A 17,597-nucleotide genomic window follows, 5' to 3' on the forward strand; every position below is an offset into this window, starting at 1 on the left:
GGGAGGCTTGGGTATGACGAAGCTTATGGAAATAGATCAATTGTCTATAGAATTCGCCAATGCTTCGGGTCCAATTCAGGTGGTAAGTGGCATTAGTTTGGAGCTTGAACCAGGACAAACGCTTGGAATTGTCGGGGAATCGGGCAGCGGGAAGAGTGTAACTTCCTTATCCGTCATGGGATTACTGCCTCGCGGTCTGGCTCGGGTTGCGGAAGGGGATATACGTCTGCACGGGCAGAGTCTGTTAGATATGTCTGAATCCCAGATGCAAAGAGTTCGCGGCAATCAGATTGCTACGATCTTTCAGGAACCGATGACGGCCTTGAATCCCGTATTTAAGATTGGTCGCCAAATTCGGGAATCGATACGTCAGCATTCAAAGAAAAGTAAGAAAGAGGCTCATAAGGAATCGATTATTTTGCTAAGCGAAGTCGGTATATCCGCACCGGAGCAGATCATGGAAGTCTATCCGCACCAACTATCTGGCGGCATGCGCCAGCGGGTGATGATAGCGATGGCCATGGCTTCCAACCCGGAGATCCTAATCGCAGATGAACCGACAACCGCATTAGACGTTACGATTCAGGCCCAAATTCTTGATCTAATGAGGAAGCTCCAGAAAGAACGGGGAACCGCAATCATTCTCATTACCCACGACCTTGGGGTAGTGGCCGAAATTTGCGATCGGGTATGCGTGATGTATGCAGGACAAATCGTTGAGCAAGGGGACGCCAAATCGCTGTTTAAGGAGCCTAAGCATCCTTATACAGTCGGTCTATTGAATTCTATGCCCCGATTCTCAGGAGAGATGAAGCGTCTGCAAGCGATATCCGGACAAGTTCCCCATCCATCGGAATATGCTACCGGATGCCGCTTTGCCTCACGGTGTCCTTCTAGAATGGACGTGTGCGAGAATACCGAGCCCGCGCTTTATGACTTTAATAACGGTCATAGATGCAAGTGCCATCTCTATAGGGAGGATACGAATGTTACCCATTCTTGAGATTAAGGATTTGAAAAAACATTATCCCGTGAAGACGGGTTTGTTCGGCCGTTTGAGCAACAGGGCTAAAGCCTTGGATGGGATATCCCTCACAATCGAGAAGGGTGAAACGTTCGCGATCGTAGGGGAATCCGGTTCCGGAAAAACAACGCTAGGAAAAACCGTGTTGCGGTTAATAGAGCCCACGTCCGGGAGTATCATTTTTAATGGAAAAGAGGTTACGGGGCTAGACGCTGAATCCATGAGGCAGCTTAGGACGGATATGCAGATTGTTTTTCAAGATCCGTTCGGTTCTCTGGACCCCAAGTGGACAGTCCGTCGCACGTTGGAGGAGCCGCTCCGCACCCATTATCGATATCCAGTCGAGACGATTACGAAAAAAGTAGATGAAATATTAGAAGTTGTTGGTCTGACGCCACAGCATGCCCTTCGATACCCTTATGAATTGTCGGGGGGACAGCGTCAACGAGTCGGTATTGCTCGGGCACTTATTCTCGAGCCCCAATTCGTCGTGTTCGATGAACCGGTATCGGCGCTGGATGTATCGATTCAAGCGCAGGTGCTGACGCTGCTGCAGGATTTGCAAAGTCGGCTATCGCTCACGTATCTGTTTATTTCGCATGATTTGTCGGTCGTTCGTTATATTAGCAATCATGTCGGGGTCATGTACTTAGGGAAGATGATGGAGACCGGGCCTTCGGAATCACTGTTCTCCGATCCGCTTCATCCCTATACAGAGGCGCTTATCTCTGCCATTCCCCAGCCGGATCCGGAAAAAAGAAGCGAGAGAATTGTACTTTCTGGAGAAGTTCCGAGCCCACGCAATCCGCCATTAGGATGCGTATTCCATACTCGTTGTCCTAAAGCAATGCCACAATGCGGCAGCATTCAGCCGGAATGGCTCCAAGTTTCCGAGAATCGTTATACCGCCTGTCATTTATACAACAAATAATGTGAAGAAAGTAGGTATTAATTATGCAAGTATCGACTGTATGGCGAGGTAATAAGTTTTTTCAAGCTACAGGACCTTCCGGTTACACAATCAACATGGACGCAACGCCCGCATGGGGTGGAGAGGGTAACGGTGCTTCGCCTGTAGAGGTGCTATTGGCGAGTTTGGCTGGCTGCATTGGAATTGATGTGACTATGATTTTGGCACAATTCCTGCCTTCGATCAGGGAAATTGAGATTATAACCGATGGAGTTCGTAAAGAAGAACCTCCTAAAGGTTTTGCTACCATTGAACTTACTTTCAAGGTGGACGGAGATATTCCGGATTACCGTATTTGGAAAGCAATCCAAATGGGAACCGAGAAATATTGTTCGGTATCTGACTCCTTGAATGCCGTTATCACGCATAGACTTGTTTTAAACGGCGTGGAAATGCACAAGGAATAACCATTTTATAACCGTTAAGTCCAAAAAGCCTTAACCCTTCTTGTGAAGCAGGGTTAAGGCTTTGGTTATTCATTAAGCTAGTCTCATCTTAAAATCTTGATAGCCGAACTCGCGAACGATGCGGCAATTGCCGTCTTCCCCCTGCACGGCGATGGCCGGCAGCGGCATGCCGTTGAAGGTGTTGGTTTTGACCATGGAGTAGATCGCCATATCTCCAAACACTAATCTGTCGCCGTTCTTTAAGGGCTGATCGAAGGAATAGTCTCCGATTACATCGCCCGTAAGGCAGGTCGGACCGCCAAGCCGATAGGTGTATGGCTTCTCGCCGGCTTCGCCAGAACCGAAAAGCGGCGGACGATACGGCATTTCCAGAACATCCGGCATATGACATGTAGCCGATGTGTCCACGATAGCAATCTCCATGCCGTTCCTATGGATATCCAGTACTGAGGTGACCATATAGCCCGCATTGAGCGCGATGGCTTCTCCAGGTTCAAGGTAGACTTCTAAGCCGTACTTATCCTGCATTCGCTGAATGCAAGCTTCGAGTCTCGGGACATCATAGTCGTCTCTTGTGATATGGTGACCGCCACCGAAATTGATCCATTCCATTTGCGGCAGCCATGGCCCGAACTTTTCCTCGACCGCATTCAGCGTAGTCTCTAAATCGTCCGAGTTCTGCTGGCAAAGGGTATGGAAGTGCAATCCCGAGACGCCTTCAAGTAGCTCCTGACGGAATTCCTCCCGTTTTACGCCGAATCTTGATCCCGGCGAACAAGGATCATAAATTTCATGTCCCTCTTGGGTCGAGCATTCCGGATTGATGCGAAGGCCTACTTTTCTGCCTGCCACAAGAGCTTTCGTTTTATACTTTTCCAACTGAGAGAAGGAATTGAAGATAATATGATCGCAAATGGATATGATTTCGTCGATTTCATCTTCACGATAGGCAGGGGCAAAGACGTGATTTTCTTTGCCCATTTCCTCATGACCCAGCCGCGCTTCGAATAAACCGCTCGCAGTCGTGCCGCTTAAGTATTTTCCAATGAGGGGATACATAGCCGTCATGGAAAAAGCTTTTTGCGCCAGCACGATTTTGGCTCCCGTACGCTGCATAATGCCGTTCAGGATTTTCAGGTTCTTTTCAATAAGCGCTTCATCAACTACGAAACAGGGCGTCGGTAACTCCTCGAACCTCATATTAGCGTACGAGCTCCGGTTTTTTAGCTTCCTCAGGCAACGCGTCAACAAGCACCGGATTAAAGTCTTCTACCCATGGGAGTCCCCATTTGTTCAGCTCTTCCATGAAAGGATCCGGATCGAACTCTTCGATATTGAATACGCCCGGTTTATTCCATTTTCCGGTCATAACCATCGCAGCGCCGATCATGGCAGGAACGCCGGTTGTATAGGAGATGGCCTGGGAGCCCACTTCCTTATAGCACTCTTGGTGGTCGCAAACATTGTAGACATAGTAAGTCTTGTCTTGGCCGTCTTTTTTTCCTTTGAAAATGCAGCCGATGTTCGTCTTGCCCACCGTACGCGGTCCCAGGGAAGCCGGGTCCGGGAGAACGGCCTTCAGGAATTGAAGCGGGATGATTTGTTTTCCTTCGAATTCGATCGGTTCGATGGAAGTCATGCCTACGTTTTCAAGCGCCTTTAAGTGCATGAGATAGCTCGGGCCGAAAGTCATGAAGAAACGGATACGTTTCAATCCAGGCATGTTCTGCACAAGGGATTCGAGCTCTTCATGGTAAAGCAAATACATGTCCTTTTCGCCGACTTCAGCGAAGTTATAACCGCGTTTGATTTCCATTGGCTTCGTTTCGATCCATTCCCCGTTTTCCCAGTAGCGTCCGTTAGCGGACACTTCACGGATGTTGATCTCCGGGTTGAAGTTAGTTGCGAAAGGATAGCCGTGATCCCCGCCGTTGCAATCCAGAATGTCGATGTATTCGATTTCGTCAAAATAGTGTTTCAGCGCATAAGCGGAAAATACACCGGTTACGCCTGGGTCGAATCCGCTGCCCAGAAGAGCTGTGATCCCGGCTTTCTCAAAGCGTTCGCGGTAATCCCATTGCCATTTGTATTCGAATTTAGCCGTATCTTCCGGCTCATAGTTTGCCGTATCCATATAGTGCGTTTTGGTGGCCAGGCAAGCATCCATGATCGTTAAATCCTGGTAAGGCAGAGCCAGGTTCATAACGATATCTGGTTTGACTTCATTAATCAGAGCGATCAGCTCATCTACGTTGTCTGCGTCGACCTGTGCGGTCGTAATTTTGGTTTTGCCGCCTTCCAATTTTGCTTTCAGCTCATCGCATTTGGATTTCGTACGGCTGGCGATGCAGATTTCTTGGAAAACCTCGCTGTTTTGAACGCATTTATGAATTGCTACTGATGCTACGCCACCGGCGCCAATGACAAGTGCTTTTCCCATTGTTCGATCTCCTATCTTGAGTAAATTTCTAATAAATGTAAAAACGGCAACAAAAAAAGCAAGCGAAACACGCATCATGCGCATCACACTTGCTTTGATATAATTAAATAATTAGACGGTTCCAATAAACATGACTGGACAAACTTCTTGAGTGCTTGTCATTCAGCCCAAAAACGCATAGTTTCTTGGAAAAGCCCTTAATATTCAAAAATATCATGTTAGGATCAGAGTCTATATAGCAAATAATTACTTTTACCACTCTTATTGACCGTTTCACAAGTTGTGTGCAAATGCACTGGTTGTAAAGTAACCAACTTATAAAATTTGAGCTTTTAACTCAATCAATAAAGCAACGAAAGTTGCCAATCGGCATTTGACCCGGCTGTCCGTATGGCCTTAACTTCTTAATGGAAGTGGTCAAAGATTATCTGCTTGGAAAGATCCTAGATAATTCAAATATTAGCTTTCCAAAATTCATGCTACTTCATATTAGCAGGATAGGGATTGTTGAGCAAGAAAAATTTTTTAAAGGTGTATGTTTGCAAGAGGAGTGGGGAGATGGATAGCTTAACTGACCGTGTTCCGAATTATACGACGACCTGGGGCTGTCCCACATTTATGGGGCAGCCTTAATGATTTCGCTTTTAAGATTAAGTGCAGGAGCAGTAGTACTGGGTTCATTTTGAAGAATGGATTTGGATTTTCTCTGGTACGCATTGTTTCGTAATAGTGCAAAGATAATGAGTAGCGTGCCGAAAAATTCGAAAATGCTAATTTGGTAGCCTTGAAAAGCCATAATAACGAATGTGGTAATGGGCACAAAATTGATAAATAATATTCCGTTGAGCGGGGATAACAACTTGATTCCTAAATTCCAGCTTAGCAAGGCTACTAGCCCTGGCAATAAGATCATAAAGGACATTTCATACTTAATAGATAGGATCGTGTCCCAGGTGGGAACGGGAAGTAAACCAAATACGGAGGCAAGAGTAACGATGACAAAAGATACTGCGCTTCCTATTAAGCAAGTTAAAGTAGAATAGCGTAGTATCGACCAATTCCCAAATCGACTTCCCCCCATTGAATAAATGACCCATCCTACCACTCCCGCGAATATAAGTAACAGTGGAAATAGATGTTGCCCAGCCATCATGAAGAAGGACAAGTTCCCGTTGGTGATAACAAGTAAAGCACCGGCAAGCGCGATAGCCACACTCGTGAGCATGTATTTATTTGGGGCTTTTTTAGTTGTGAACCATAAGACCATGATGGATATCATCGGCATGAGGACTTCCATAATCGAGGCAGCGACCGTACCTGATTCCCCCATGAGATGCTGTCCTAGGAAGACGCACATGTTATAGACCGTGAATGCCGCCGTACCATAGAACAACAAGGCTTTGCCTCTTCCCTCCAAGCGAAACGAGCTTCTCCCCTCTTTCATCCAAAGCAACACGCTGAGGATGATCCCGACTGCTAAGTAACGGATAAATGAAAAATAGAATGGATCAATTTGCTGTAATGCAAGATGTGCAACGGGAAACATAGCTCCCCAAGACATACTTGCGATGAGGCATAGCATGGACCCGATGACGATTTGTTTTTTTAACATGAATTGTCTCTCCCTAGCATGAATCAGCCGACTTCAATGTATGCAACTCATTCATCATAGGGGGTTGAAAGGCTTTAGTAAAATGATTGTAAATAATAATTATCATCATTTATAATGATAGCAACGAGATGAGATATTCGTATTGGAATGAAGAGCAGTGAAAAGGAGCGGCCGTATTGGAATTTAATGATTTAAAAATTTTCCAGACCGTTGCAGCACATGGAAGTGTCAGCAAGGCGGCACTGGAGTTAAATTACGTTCAATCGAATGTGACAGCAAGAATTAAGCTACTGGAGAAAGAGCTGCGGACGCCATTATTTTATCGGCACAAGCGCGGGATGATCTTAAACACGGAAGGAAAGCGATTGCTGGAATATTCAAGGGACATTCTATCGAGAATCGAGGAAATAAAGCGCACATTTCAAGACAATTCGAATCCTTCCGGTGTTCTAAACATTGGTATCGTGGAAACCGTAGTTGCTCTTCCGGATATTTTATCCTCCTATTATAGTAAGTATCCAAACGTTGAAATATCATTAAAAGCCGGAGTTACCGATCTTTTGCTGCATGAGGTTATTGATATGAAGCTAGATGGAGCGTTTGTTACTGGCCCCATCAGACATCCATTAATCGAGCAGGTTGAGGTTATTCAGGAAAAGCTAGTCCTCGTTACCAAAGGTGATTCCTTTTCCGTGGAGGACATCACAACAAAGCCGCTATTGCTATACAACAAAGGTTGCGGTTATCGCGGGAGATTGGAAAGCTGGATGAAGGTGGAAGGCATTATCCCCAAACAGATTATGGAGTTTGGAACGTTCGGAACGATCATGGGCAGTGTGGCCGCCGGAGTTGGAATCACGATTATACCGGAATCATCCATTACCGATTTGGTCGCCAACGGTACCGTGTTTTGCCATAGCATACCTGAACCTTATCGTGAGATCACGACTATATTTATACGGCGTAAAGATTCGTATTTAACGCACACGCTACAATGCTTTATTGATGAAATTGTTGCCCGAACTAACCTTGCATTGACGTAAAACACAATTTCACTTGCACCTTACGTAACGTAATGTTTTACAATGGAGCTACCGGTACATAGCTAGCACCAGAGAGTGGAGATGGTTCATGAAGAAACATTGGAAGGTCGGGGATCTCGCTAAGCTGACGGGGCTTACTGTACGAACCTTGCGGTTCTATGATCAAATCGGGTTGTTCTCTCCGTCGGGACAAACGGAATCCGGTCACAGGCTGTACAACGACTTGGACTTGTCGCGATTGCACCAGATCTTATCGCTTAAAGAGCTAGGGTTATCTCTCGAGGAGATTAAGTCGGCCTTAATTGGCGGGCAGATCAGTCCGCTTGAGATCGTCAACCTGCAGATCAATCAACTCAAAGATCAGATCAAACTGCAGCAGAAACTATTGGAACAGCTCAGACACGTATCCAAGCTTATGCAGGGCAAGACGGAATTAACGGTTGAAGATTTCACGAGCCTTCTGCAAGCGATGAAGAAGGATTATGAGAAACCGGTCATTGAACGGCAAACGAGTTGGGAGCGACATTTGGACCTGTTGGGAAACTTTCTTGCCGAGGATAGCGGAATTCCGAAACATAAGGAGGAAAATCAATGAACGAACGATTCGTCAAGCATGGAACCTTCGTCGTCGAGCGGACGTATTCCGCTGCGCCGGAGAGAGTCTATCACGCATGGGCAGACCCGATTGCAAAAGCCAAGTGGTTTTCGAAGCCGGAAATCTTCGATTTCCAGGTTGGAGGGCGAGAGTACAGCAGCGGAGGGCCGCCGGAAGGGCCGATCTTTACCTTCGACGCCATCTACCAAGAGCTTGTTCCCGAGCAGCGCATTGTCTATACGTACACTCTGGATTCGGGCGATATACGCATCTCCATCTCGATCACAACGATCGAGCTTATTAAGGTGGAGGGCGGCACGAAGCTGATTTTCACGGAGCAAGGTGCGTTCTTCGACGGGCACGATACGCCGGAAGTGCGGGAACACGGTACAAACGTCATGTTGGATGCACTGGGCAAGGTATTAGTAGGGGATGAATGAACAAGACTATAGGTGAATATGAACTTATGGCGACACGCGAGTACGATGTCCCGCGGGAGCTCGTATTTCGGGCTTGGACAACCCCTGATTTGTTAGCCCGATGGTGGGGGCCGAAAGGCTTTACGAATACGTTTCACGAATGCGATATGAGGCAGGGAGGCACGTGGCGGTTCACCATGCACGGATCGGATGGCGTGGATTATCCTAACCATAACGTTTTTGTTGAGATCGTGCCGCCAGAGAGGATCGTGATTGATCATCTATCCGGCCACGAATTTCGGGTAACGGGAACCTTCGAGAGCTTCGAAGGCCGCACCAAGGTCACTTTCCGTCAACTTTTCAAGAATAAAGAGGAGTTTGAACAAGCTAGGCCGATCTGCACAGAAGCTAATGAACAGCAGCTTGACCGACTTGGCAATGTGTTGGCGGAATTGGTCTACTAGCTTTGCAAAGGTATATCGGCCTTTTCCGGAAGAACTGCCACTTATGTGATGACTCTAAAATGGTCGCCGTTCACGATCCCTGTCGGGAATCGGACGGCGATTTTTAGTACAAGCGCAACCGATTCCGCGGACTTTCTACTATATAGATAGGAGCATAGAAAGGAGTTTAATGATCAAGGGATAAGAAGATTTGCAAAAGGAGATTAACGGATGGAAGATCAAGGAATAGTCCACCTATACTTACAGCGTTCGCAGCAAGCCATTTTGGAGACTAAGAATAAATATGGGGCATACTGCAGAGTGATTGCAAGAAACATACTTTCCGATAGTTCGGATATTGAAGAGTGCGAGAACGATACGTACTTGGCTGCGTGGAATGCAATACCGCCTAATATGCCTAGGAAGTTCTCCGTATTTCTAGGGAGGATCACGCGTAATATCGCGCTTGATAAACATGGCTATAATACGGCGAAAAAGCGTAATCGCGAGTTTGAAGTCATTCTAACGGAATTAGAAGAATGTTTAGCTACCCCTGGCACTGTAGAAACAGAGTATGAAGCAGGTGAGATAGCAAACTTAATTAATCAATTTTTATATGCCCTAGATGAGCATGCCAGAAATCTATTTATTAGGAGGTACTGGTACTCCGATTCGATAGAGGATCTTTCTATGAGATTTAATATGAGCAGCAGTAAAGTGAAGTCCATCTTATTCCGGACAAGAAATAAACTTAAAGTTCATCTTGGCAAAGAGGGGGTTACCTTATGAAAAAGGAAGAGTTATATCGGGAGTTCGGAGCCATTGATGAAAACTTAATTGAAGCGGCCGGTCATAGCGGAATAGAGAAAAAGAAAAAAAGGATTTCCAAAAAGTGGGTTATTTTGGTTGCGTGCCTTATCCTTTATAGTTCAACCTCCACGGTTTTATTAGCAAGAGGTTATTATAAAAATCAAAATACAGAGCCATATATACGTTATTTAACAGCTGAGGACATGGAGTTAGCGCCTGTTACTCAATATGATGCGGAAAAGTTTCTGCAAGCTTTAAAAAGCGATAACAATGAATATGTATATATTGCTATTAATAGGCTCGTAGAATGCTTTAATGATCCAAAGCAGAGAGAAAAAGCGTTGAAAGAACTTCAGCCATTATTGGCAAACGATAATCAAAAAATCGCCGATGCGGCTGCTTTCGCCATAGATATTCTGTCACAAAGTTATCTGAGCCCTTATATTCATAAGTTAGCGGACGGAAGTATGATCTTTACGTTGTTTAACAATTATTCGGATTATGGAAGTCAGAATGTCCTTTGGAGGATAAAAGACAATGTGCTTGAACAGTATTTAAGCTTTTCTACACCCTCTATGTATATTACGGAAATAATTCCTTCACCAAATCAGAAGTTGGTTGCGATAGTAACCTGCTCTAATAAAAGCGAATTCGTTCAAATTATTAATGTTGAAGAGGGAATGTTCAGTCCGGAGTTAGTAGAATCGGCAAGAGTCAAATACGGTGCGCAGAAACAATTAGATACCTGGATTCGCACGGATCATGAGAATTACAGCTATGCCAATAACATAGCGTGGAAAGACAATGATACTTTAGAGTTTGAGGGTTCCCTTGCCTACCAGAATACTGAGATCATAGAAAATGTTACTGTTGCGTATCGGTTTAGTAAGAAGGCAATAGAAGTAAATGAGATCAGCTCATAAATTTTTGGGAAAAAGCTTTTATTTTATCCACGAAAATTCCTTTCAGTTGATCGGAGCCTTCTTTCGGTGCAGCATAAGCCTTATAACCGCCAAACGAATCAATGCAAATAGCAGCTTCTTTAAGATCGGCGGGAATATTCCGTTCTATTATTTCTTCTGTCTCCTTTGGCTTCTCATTGCAAATAAAGTACCCAATTCTTTTTTTCAGTAATTCATTATGATTTTTTTTGATAAAGTCGCGAATGGTTTTGTAAATTTTCCCGTCTCGAACTCCAGCACCCAATATAATGCGATCAAAATCCTCGATAGAGGGCTTCTCCATTTGGATGTTACAGATCGTACAATTCGAAATCTCTTCCGCTAATACTTTTATGCATTGCTCTGTTGCTCCTGTTTTCGTTGCATAGATGACTAGTACTGCCATTTGGCTCATCCTTATCATTTGGCGTTATTTTGAATTAAGATGATGAATCTGTTCCTCGAGAACGCTGCTTGCTTTGCCTAAAAAGTTTGTAATAAGCTCTAGTTCTTCATCCGTATAGGATGAAGCCAGCTTGACCATCGCCGTGTGAAGCAGAAGGTACGTATTGCTGACATCTTCCTTATTCTCGTAAAGCGGGACGATGATCACTTTACGACGGTCAAGGGGGTCATGTTGCCTGCGAACAAACCCGTTTCTTTCTAGTCGGTCGATTAACGCGGTAACGCTGCCCGTCGTAAGCCCGGTTAGTTTCGACAACTCGCCGGCGGTGACAGGACCTTTTTCATGCAGGATGTCGACGGATAAAAAGTCATTATTATAAAGCCCTAAGGAAGCAGCTACACTTTGCTGGTAGAGTACCGTTCTGGTTCCCAATCCGCGCATACTCATCGTAAGGTTTTCTTGCTGCTCCGTAGGCTGTTCTGGTCGATTACTTGACAACAATAGTCCTCCTTTAACTTTTTTAATCTTGGCGATCAAGATACTCTACAACCAAGATATATTATTGCGATTTTGATGTCAAATATTCGCCGATAGGGTCAGAACATTTTGATAAAAGTAATCCAGTATTTATGATACGATGAAACAGAATAAAACTTCTATTTTCTATTGGAGGTCGTTGAAGGATGAGTCGGGAACTTTTGCAAGAAGGGTATTTCGGGGAGTTCGGAGGCAGCTTCGTGCCGCCGGAATTACAGGAAGTGCTGGATTACTTGAGCGAACAATTCCACATGTACAAAGACGATCCGGAATTCAACGAGGAATACCGTTATTATTTGCGGGAATACGTCGGGCGGGAGAATCCGCTGACTTACGTGGAGCGGCTGTCCGAATCTTGGGGAGGCGCGAAAATCTATCTGAAGCGCGAGGATCTCAACCACACGGGCGCGCACAAAATAAACAACGTCATCGGTCAGATTCTGCTGGCCAAGCGGATGGGCGCCAAGCGGATTATCGCCGAGACGGGCGCCGGGCAGCACGGCGTCGCGACGGCGACAGCCTGCGCCATGTTCGATATGGAATGCATCATCTACATGGGGGAGGAAGATACGCGCCGGCAAGCGCTGAATGTTTTCCGGATGGAGCTGCTCGGTGCGACCGTCGTTCCGGTTCATAAAGGGCAAGGCCGCCTGAAGGATGCCGTGGACGAAGCGTTAAACGATCTCGTACTGAATTATAAGAACACGTTCTACCTGCTCGGTTCCGCAGTCGGTCCGCATCCGTTTCCATCCATGGTTAAACACTTTCAATCTATCGTCAGCGAGGAATCGAAGCGTCAAATTCTAGAGAAGGAAGGCCGCTTGCCGGACGCTGTCATCGCCTGCGTCGGAGGGGGAAGCAATGCGATCGGCGCGTTCGCTCATTATTTGGACGAGCCATCGGTCCGCCTAATCGGCGTCGAGCCGGACCAAGCGCCTACATTGACCCAAGGCGTTCCGGGAATCATCCACGGGTTTAAGTGTTTGGTGCTGCTGGACGAAGAAGGCAATCCGCAGAAGACCTACTCAATCGCGGCGGGTCTTGATTACCCGGGCATCGGGCCGGAGCACAGCAACCTGAAAACGACCGGACGGGCGGAATACGTGACGATCTCCAATGAGGAAGTACTAGCAGCCTTTCAGGAGCTGTCTCGGACGGAAGGCATTATCCCCGCGCTGGAGAGCGCGCACGCCGTCGCTTACGCGAAGAAGCTCGCTCCGACGATGAGCAAAGAGCAGATCATCATCGTCAATCTGTCCGGCCGCGGTGACAAAGATGTGGAGCAAGTTTTCCATATGATTAAGAAATAAGATTTTACAACGAGCGAGATATTGCTGGACTATGGCTCGGGAAACAAATTCATGGAATACTTTGTCAGCCTTATGATACTATAGGTTTATTAATTAGGATCAGGTGCTGATGATATGAAATGGAAAATGAAAATCCTTATGCTAGCCTTCTCGTGCTCGGTTATGACGGCTTGTACGAATGCGCAACCCCAGGTTCAATCCCCTTCGATGCAGACGGAGACGCCGGCAACGGCATCTCCGATTAACGAACCTCGGGATGTCCCATCTCCGATGAAAGCCCCGGAGGAAAGCGTAATGCCGAAAGCGGCTCCTGCGGATAAGCCGGTGGTCGATAAATCCGCTTGGGTCGGGGAATGGAAATGGCAGCAAGCGACCAAATACGATGTTTCAACGATTACGATTCATAGCCAGAAGGACAAGCAACTAACCTTTTCGCTTAATGCCTTCCACGTGACCAACGCTAAGACGATGGATGGCCATCATGGCGAGATTGATAAAGGTATTGCCTTCTTATCCGGTGATGAGGCCGTATTTAGAGACGATGACAATCATTTCGAATTACGAATGGCGCTCGTCGATGGCCATCTTGAGGTGTCGACCAAGGGCGAAGGCGATTTTGGCGCATTCGTTACCGTGGATGGCTCCTATGTCCGCAAAACGAACGATTATCTCATCGTACCGGGGCGTTCGGTAGGCAAAATCTCGCTTGGAATGTCCAAGAAGGAAGTGACGAAGCTTCTAGGGAAGCCGTCGGAAGCGGATGAGAGTCAGATGACGTACAAGTCGGCGAAGAACTCGATTACGTTGGAATTGGACAACAATGTCGTCAGGCAGATCGAATTCACATCCTCCTCCTTCTCTACCGCAGAAGGGATTAATTTAAGCAATTTCCAGCAACTTGACGATGGATTTGCCATCTCGCAATTTCAATGGCGGTTTTTGCAACTTCGCTATGGCTGGGAAGAGGGCGGTTTAACCTTCTTTTCCTTCAACGCGGACGTTCCGGACGACAATGAGGAGTACCAATCTTATGTTCGCGGATATGTCTACGAAGGACGGCAAATGTTCGAGGAACCCATAACCGGCGCCCAGTGGGAACCGGTGAGTAAGCAATAGCTTGAAGTTGAGGCCTTCCGAACCCGGAGGGCCTTTTACTTGCACGGAAAGATGCGAGGAATTCTAACGCTCTGACTCCGAGCCGTTGGACTTAATGCTAACGCTTCGATAGAATATTATTCTATATTGTAGTAATCAGGATTATTTTAAGGCAGAAAGGAGAGATAATAATGGGAAATACGGATAAGTTTGAAATGATAGCTAATAGGTATGACACTCCGGAGAGAATTCAAATTGCAAAGGTATCATCAGATGCCATTCGTGAATATTTGGTTGACGCTAAAAGTAAGAATGCTATAGATTTTGGGTGTGGAACGGGTCTTGTCGGAATGGACTTGTTAAACGATTTTAATTCTATGCTTTTTCTGGATACTTCCCAAAACATGATTAATCAAATAAAGCAAAAAATTTCTGATTTTAATATTCAGAATGCAGATACATTATGCTTTGATTTTGAACAGGAAGGTCTATCGGATTTACATGCTGACTATATTTTTATGGCTCAGGTTCTCCTCCATATTCCTGATGTTGAATTCGTTTTATCCAGATTATTTGATGTTCTCAATGAAGGAGGACATTTGCTTATCGTAGATTTTAATAAAAATGAAAAAGTAGTTTCGGATATCGTTCATAACGGATTTAATCGAGATGAGCTAACCGACATGATGACTAAAATAGGGTACAGGAATATTCAATCCAAAACCTTTTATACTGGAAATAAAATATTCATGGGACAAGATGCATCGATGTTTATTCTTGATGCTCAAAAATAAACTTTAAACGTCGCAAATACCACTCCATAGATGGAGTGGTATTTGCGATAGAATGCCAATCTTATTGCTGGTTTTCAGAAGCGCGATTCGAGGATGGGTTTTGTTCAAATACTTGTGCCGCTTCCTCGGCGGAAAATTCCGTGTCGTTCTCGCCTGGGATAGGCAATTTGTTTAAAGGAGTCGTCTGCACTTCCGCTTTTGTTGGCTGATTATCATTGTTGGCCATGTGGGAACCTCCCTCCATATTATCAAAGTCATTCAAACCTTAGGCTTCCACATGAGGAATATTTTATTCCTATGGTCAAATCGAGAAAAATATGTATAATTAATCACCAAAAGGAATATTTATTCGCTAAGGAGGATGATTATGCACTATAAAGTATTTGTTGACGGCCAAGAAGGTACGACCGGTTTGAAGATCTTTGAGTATTTATCGAAGCTATCGGACATAGAGGTACTCAGGATTGATACCGACAAAAGAAAAGATCCCAAAGAACGAAGCAAATTCCTTAACGGAGCAGATATCGTTTTCCTTTGTCTTCCCGATTCGGCTGCACAAGAGTCCATTGCGCTTGTGAATAATGAAACAACCAAAATCATTAATACAAGCACAGTCTTTAGAACGGATAAAAGTTGGGTTTTCGGTTTGCCCGAGATAAAAAAACAAAGAGATTTAATAAGAACCGCTTCAAGAGTTTCCGTTCCCGGCTGTCATGCTACCGGTTTTATTCTTACCCTTAGGCCGTTGATTGAAGCCGGCCTTCTTCAACCGGATTATCCCGTTACGTGTTATTCGGTGACAGGGTATTCGGGAGCTGGAAGAAGCGGGATCGAGGAATATGAGAATCCAACGGCAAGCGCCGCAAAAAAACTCAATGTTCCAAGACATTATTCGTTGCAACTCAATCATAAGCACATCCCGGAGATGCTGCTGTATTCAGGGCTTTTATATGAGCCGTTATTTACGCCTATTAAAGCTAATTACGCACAAGGAATAGCCATGTCGATTCCTTTAATGAGTAGGCTTATGCCGAGAAACTCTTCCGCCAAAGATGTACATGAAGCATTATCGGCGTATTTTGAAACGGAGCGATTCGTGCATGTGATGCCGTATGATTCGGAAGCTTACCTCGATGAAGGACACTTTATGATATCTGAGTGTAACAATACGAACCGGCTAGAAATATTTGTTTTTGGACAAAAAGACAAGATAAATATTATTTCAAGATACGATAATTTAGGTAAAGGGGCATCAGGCGCTGCTATACAAAATATGAATCTCATGCTTGACTTCGATGAAGGAAATAGTCTCATATATTAAATTGGTTTACGACTAAAGGCCATCCCACAGAGGATGGCTTATTTAATGCGGGATTTATAAGCAGGTGCTGATTTATGTTGAGAGCCGTCTTTCGGATTTTTGTCGCTGCATAATATATATATTAAGCCACTCAAGTCGGTTCTTAGCCAAGATGGGAGATGTGAAGACTTTGACGAAATATAGAAGCAGTACAATCGGCAGTAAATGGACAAAAACCAAATGGTTGTTAAAGCGGCAAGATTTTCAAAGACATATCCCTCAAACCATGATGTTCAATAAACACAATTTAACTACGATGTTAACCTCGCATTCCGTCGTCTATTTTAAGCCTACGAACGGTTCCGGCGGGGCCAACATTATACGGATAAAAAAACGGGCACGAGGGTATCAAACGCAATCCAATTCCAGCAAAGCCGTATACTCTACGAAAGATGAATTGTTCAATAGTTTGAAGCGGTATTCCGCTCGTAGGCCGTACTTGTTGCAGAAGGGAATCGCATTAGCCAAGACAAGCGGGCGTCCCTTCGATATTCGCGTTATGGTTCAAAAAACGAATGCTGGCGACTGGGTAAGCACGGCTGTATTTACGAAAATAGGGCGGCCGGGAAAAGTCGCTACGAACTATAATCAAGGAGGGAAAATTGACTTCTTTCGTTCAACCTTGTCAGCTGCAGGATATCATGCAGCCTCCATTCAACGTATGGAAGCGAAGCTGAAGCGGATGGGCGTCTCCGCGGGGCATTGCTTTGATCGACATATGAAGGGATTCAGGGAACTTGGTTTGGACATCGCGCTGGACTCCGAAGGAAAGCCGTGGATTCTGGAAGTGAACACGAGGCCCCAAATTTATCCGCTGAAGCACTTAAAGGATAAGGGATTATATCGACGGATTATTTCTTTTGCCAAACAATATGGGAGAACGAAATGATATAGATCTGACTAGAGCTCTCACCTAAGTCAGCTTGACATTTGTTTGACGTCAAACCATAATATGGGTATGGAAACTAGAGACATCATTTCATTAATCTCCAAAATCAGAGAAAAGGTTAATAGGTTCATCATTGCGGAGATGGTGAAGCAGGGGATAGACGGTATCGGGACTTCGCACGGCGATATCATCTATGCGCTATTTAAGAAGCCCAAGCTCGCTATGGCGGACATTTCTAACAAGATTAATAAGGATAAATCTACGGTCACGGCACTTGTCGACAAGCTGGTTCGGCTTGGATATGTGACTAAGGAAAGAGACAGCGAGGACACGAGGGTTGTTTATGTTGCCTTAACCCCTAAGGGATCTGAACTGGAACCGATCTTTGAATCCATATCTAAAGAAATGTTGGACACGTTTTACCTAAACGTCTCTGATAAAGAAACAGCAGAGCTGCTTAAGATTTTAAAGAAGGTTTATGGCAACTTTTAATTTTTTTTGC

Annotated in this window: 21 protein-coding genes; 15 read left to right on the top strand and 6 right to left on the bottom strand. The window is 45.2% G+C overall.

Going from position 1 to position 17,597, the window contains the following annotated elements:
- The first annotated feature begins 13 nt into the window (after positions 1-13).
- The 3 genes from L3D05_RS08030 to L3D05_RS08040 are packed head-to-tail and all read left to right on the top strand — an operon-like array spanning position 14 to position 2,401.
- Positions 14-1,003: an ABC transporter ATP-binding protein gene (locus L3D05_RS08030; RefSeq protein WP_239615502.1), complete on the top strand. Its 990-nt coding sequence runs from the start codon at positions 14-16 to the stop codon at positions 1,001-1,003.
- Positions 987-1,955 (top strand): ABC transporter ATP-binding protein, encoded by a 969-nt coding sequence (locus L3D05_RS08035; protein WP_239615503.1) that lies wholly within the window; start codon positions 987-989, stop codon positions 1,953-1,955. Before L3D05_RS08030 ends, L3D05_RS08035 begins: the two co-directional genes overlap by 17 nt.
- A 23-nt stretch (positions 1,956-1,978) precedes the next feature.
- The gene (locus tag L3D05_RS08040) at positions 1,979-2,401 is read left to right on the top strand and encodes an OsmC family protein (RefSeq protein WP_239615504.1); all 423 of its coding nucleotides are present in this window, start codon (positions 1,979-1,981) and stop codon (positions 2,399-2,401) included.
- 72 nt (positions 2,402-2,473) lie between these two features.
- Here L3D05_RS08040 and nspC read toward each other — a convergent pair whose 3' ends face one another.
- The 3 genes from nspC to L3D05_RS08055 all read right to left on the bottom strand — a co-directional run bounded on the left by nspC (position 2,474) and on the right by L3D05_RS08055 (position 6,453).
- Positions 2,474-3,601 carry a carboxynorspermidine decarboxylase gene (gene nspC, locus L3D05_RS08045; RefSeq protein WP_239615505.1) on the bottom strand — a complete coding sequence of 376 codons (1,128 nt, stop codon included), beginning with the start codon at positions 3,599-3,601 and terminating at the stop codon, positions 2,474-2,476.
- A 1-nt stretch (position 3,602) separates the two neighbouring features.
- Positions 3,603-4,841, bottom strand: a complete 1,239-nt coding sequence (locus L3D05_RS08050) for a saccharopine dehydrogenase family protein (protein WP_239615507.1) — start codon at positions 4,839-4,841, stop codon at positions 3,603-3,605.
- Positions 4,842-5,457: 616 nt separating this feature from the next.
- Positions 5,458-6,453, bottom strand: coding sequence for a DMT family transporter (locus L3D05_RS08055; protein WP_239615508.1), 996 nt, complete (start codon positions 6,451-6,453; stop codon positions 5,458-5,460).
- Positions 6,454-6,629: 176 nt separating this feature from the next.
- On the opposite strand from L3D05_RS08055, the gene L3D05_RS08060 reads away from it, so the two are divergent.
- The 6 genes from L3D05_RS08060 (at position 6,630) to L3D05_RS08085 (ending at position 10,686) form a co-directional block, all read left to right on the top strand.
- The gene (locus L3D05_RS08060; RefSeq protein WP_239615509.1) at positions 6,630-7,496 is read left to right on the top strand and encodes a LysR family transcriptional regulator; all 867 of its coding nucleotides are present in this window, start codon (positions 6,630-6,632) and stop codon (positions 7,494-7,496) included.
- A gap of 88 nt (positions 7,497-7,584) precedes the next feature.
- Positions 7,585-8,091, top strand: coding sequence for a MerR family transcriptional regulator (locus L3D05_RS08065; RefSeq protein ID WP_239615510.1), 507 nt, complete (start codon positions 7,585-7,587; stop codon positions 8,089-8,091).
- Entirely contained in the window at positions 8,088-8,531 is a 444-nt protein-coding gene (locus tag L3D05_RS08070; protein ID WP_239615511.1) for an SRPBCC family protein, read from the top strand. The genes L3D05_RS08065 and L3D05_RS08070 overlap by 4 nt, the downstream gene beginning before the upstream one ends.
- Positions 8,528-8,974: an SRPBCC family protein gene (locus L3D05_RS08075; RefSeq protein WP_239615512.1), complete on the top strand. Its 447-nt coding sequence runs from the start codon at positions 8,528-8,530 to the stop codon at positions 8,972-8,974. The genes L3D05_RS08070 and L3D05_RS08075 overlap by 4 nt, the downstream gene beginning before the upstream one ends.
- Before the next feature lie 210 nt (positions 8,975-9,184).
- A complete protein-coding gene (locus L3D05_RS08080) occupies positions 9,185-9,742 on the top strand; it encodes an RNA polymerase sigma factor (protein WP_239615514.1) in 558 nt (185 codons plus the stop codon).
- Positions 9,739-10,686, top strand: a complete 948-nt coding sequence (locus tag L3D05_RS08085) for a hypothetical protein (protein ID WP_239615515.1) — start codon at positions 9,739-9,741, stop codon at positions 10,684-10,686. Before L3D05_RS08080 ends, L3D05_RS08085 begins: the two co-directional genes overlap by 4 nt.
- On the opposite strand, the gene L3D05_RS08090 is transcribed toward L3D05_RS08085, so the two are convergent.
- Together L3D05_RS08090 and L3D05_RS08095 are read right to left on the bottom strand one after the other, a co-directional pair.
- On the bottom strand, positions 10,676-11,110 hold the full coding sequence (locus L3D05_RS08090) for a flavodoxin domain-containing protein (protein ID WP_239615516.1): 435 nt from the start codon (positions 11,108-11,110) through the stop codon (positions 10,676-10,678). The two genes, L3D05_RS08085 and L3D05_RS08090, sit on opposite strands and share 11 nt — an antisense overlap.
- 24 nt (positions 11,111-11,134) lie before the next feature.
- Positions 11,135-11,557 carry a MarR family transcriptional regulator gene (locus L3D05_RS08095; protein WP_239615941.1) on the bottom strand — a complete coding sequence of 141 codons (423 nt, stop codon included), beginning with the start codon at positions 11,555-11,557 and terminating at the stop codon, positions 11,135-11,137.
- 236 nt (positions 11,558-11,793) lie between these two features.
- Between L3D05_RS08095 and trpB the strand changes: the two genes are divergently transcribed.
- From trpB to L3D05_RS08110, 3 genes are all read left to right on the top strand, one after another.
- Positions 11,794-12,957, top strand: a complete 1,164-nt coding sequence (gene trpB / locus L3D05_RS08100) for a tryptophan synthase subunit beta (RefSeq protein ID WP_239615518.1) — start codon at positions 11,794-11,796, stop codon at positions 12,955-12,957.
- Between the two features lie 114 nt (positions 12,958-13,071).
- On the top strand, positions 13,072-14,073 hold the full coding sequence (locus L3D05_RS08105; RefSeq protein WP_239615519.1) for a hypothetical protein: 1,002 nt from the start codon (positions 13,072-13,074) through the stop codon (positions 14,071-14,073).
- A 170-nt stretch (positions 14,074-14,243) separates the two neighbouring features.
- Positions 14,244-14,846, top strand: a complete 603-nt coding sequence (locus L3D05_RS08110) for a class I SAM-dependent methyltransferase (protein WP_239615521.1) — start codon at positions 14,244-14,246, stop codon at positions 14,844-14,846.
- Between the two features lie 61 nt (positions 14,847-14,907).
- Here the strand turns inward: L3D05_RS08110 and L3D05_RS08115 are convergent, their stop codons facing one another.
- Positions 14,908-15,072, bottom strand: a complete 165-nt coding sequence (locus L3D05_RS08115; RefSeq protein WP_239615522.1) for a hypothetical protein — start codon at positions 15,070-15,072, stop codon at positions 14,908-14,910.
- Between the two features lie 141 nt (positions 15,073-15,213).
- Here L3D05_RS08115 and argC point away from each other — a divergent pair, with 141 nt between their 5' ends.
- From argC to L3D05_RS08130, 3 genes are all read left to right on the top strand, one after another.
- Positions 15,214-16,167 (top strand): N-acetyl-gamma-glutamyl-phosphate reductase, encoded by a 954-nt coding sequence (gene argC / locus L3D05_RS08120; protein WP_239615524.1) that lies wholly within the window; start codon positions 15,214-15,216, stop codon positions 16,165-16,167.
- Positions 16,168-16,336: 169 nt separating this feature from the next.
- The gene (locus tag L3D05_RS08125; RefSeq protein WP_239615525.1) at positions 16,337-17,095 is read left to right on the top strand and encodes a YheC/YheD family protein; all 759 of its coding nucleotides are present in this window, start codon (positions 16,337-16,339) and stop codon (positions 17,093-17,095) included.
- A 63-nt stretch (positions 17,096-17,158) separates the two neighbouring features.
- Positions 17,159-17,587: a MarR family winged helix-turn-helix transcriptional regulator gene (locus L3D05_RS08130; protein WP_239615527.1), complete on the top strand. Its 429-nt coding sequence runs from the start codon at positions 17,159-17,161 to the stop codon at positions 17,585-17,587.
- Positions 17,588-17,597: the final 10 nt, after the last annotated feature.

This window comes from Cohnella mopanensis, assembly GCF_022352055.1.
Taxonomy (GTDB): Bacteria; Bacillota; Bacilli; order Paenibacillales; family Paenibacillaceae; genus Cohnella; species Cohnella mopanensis.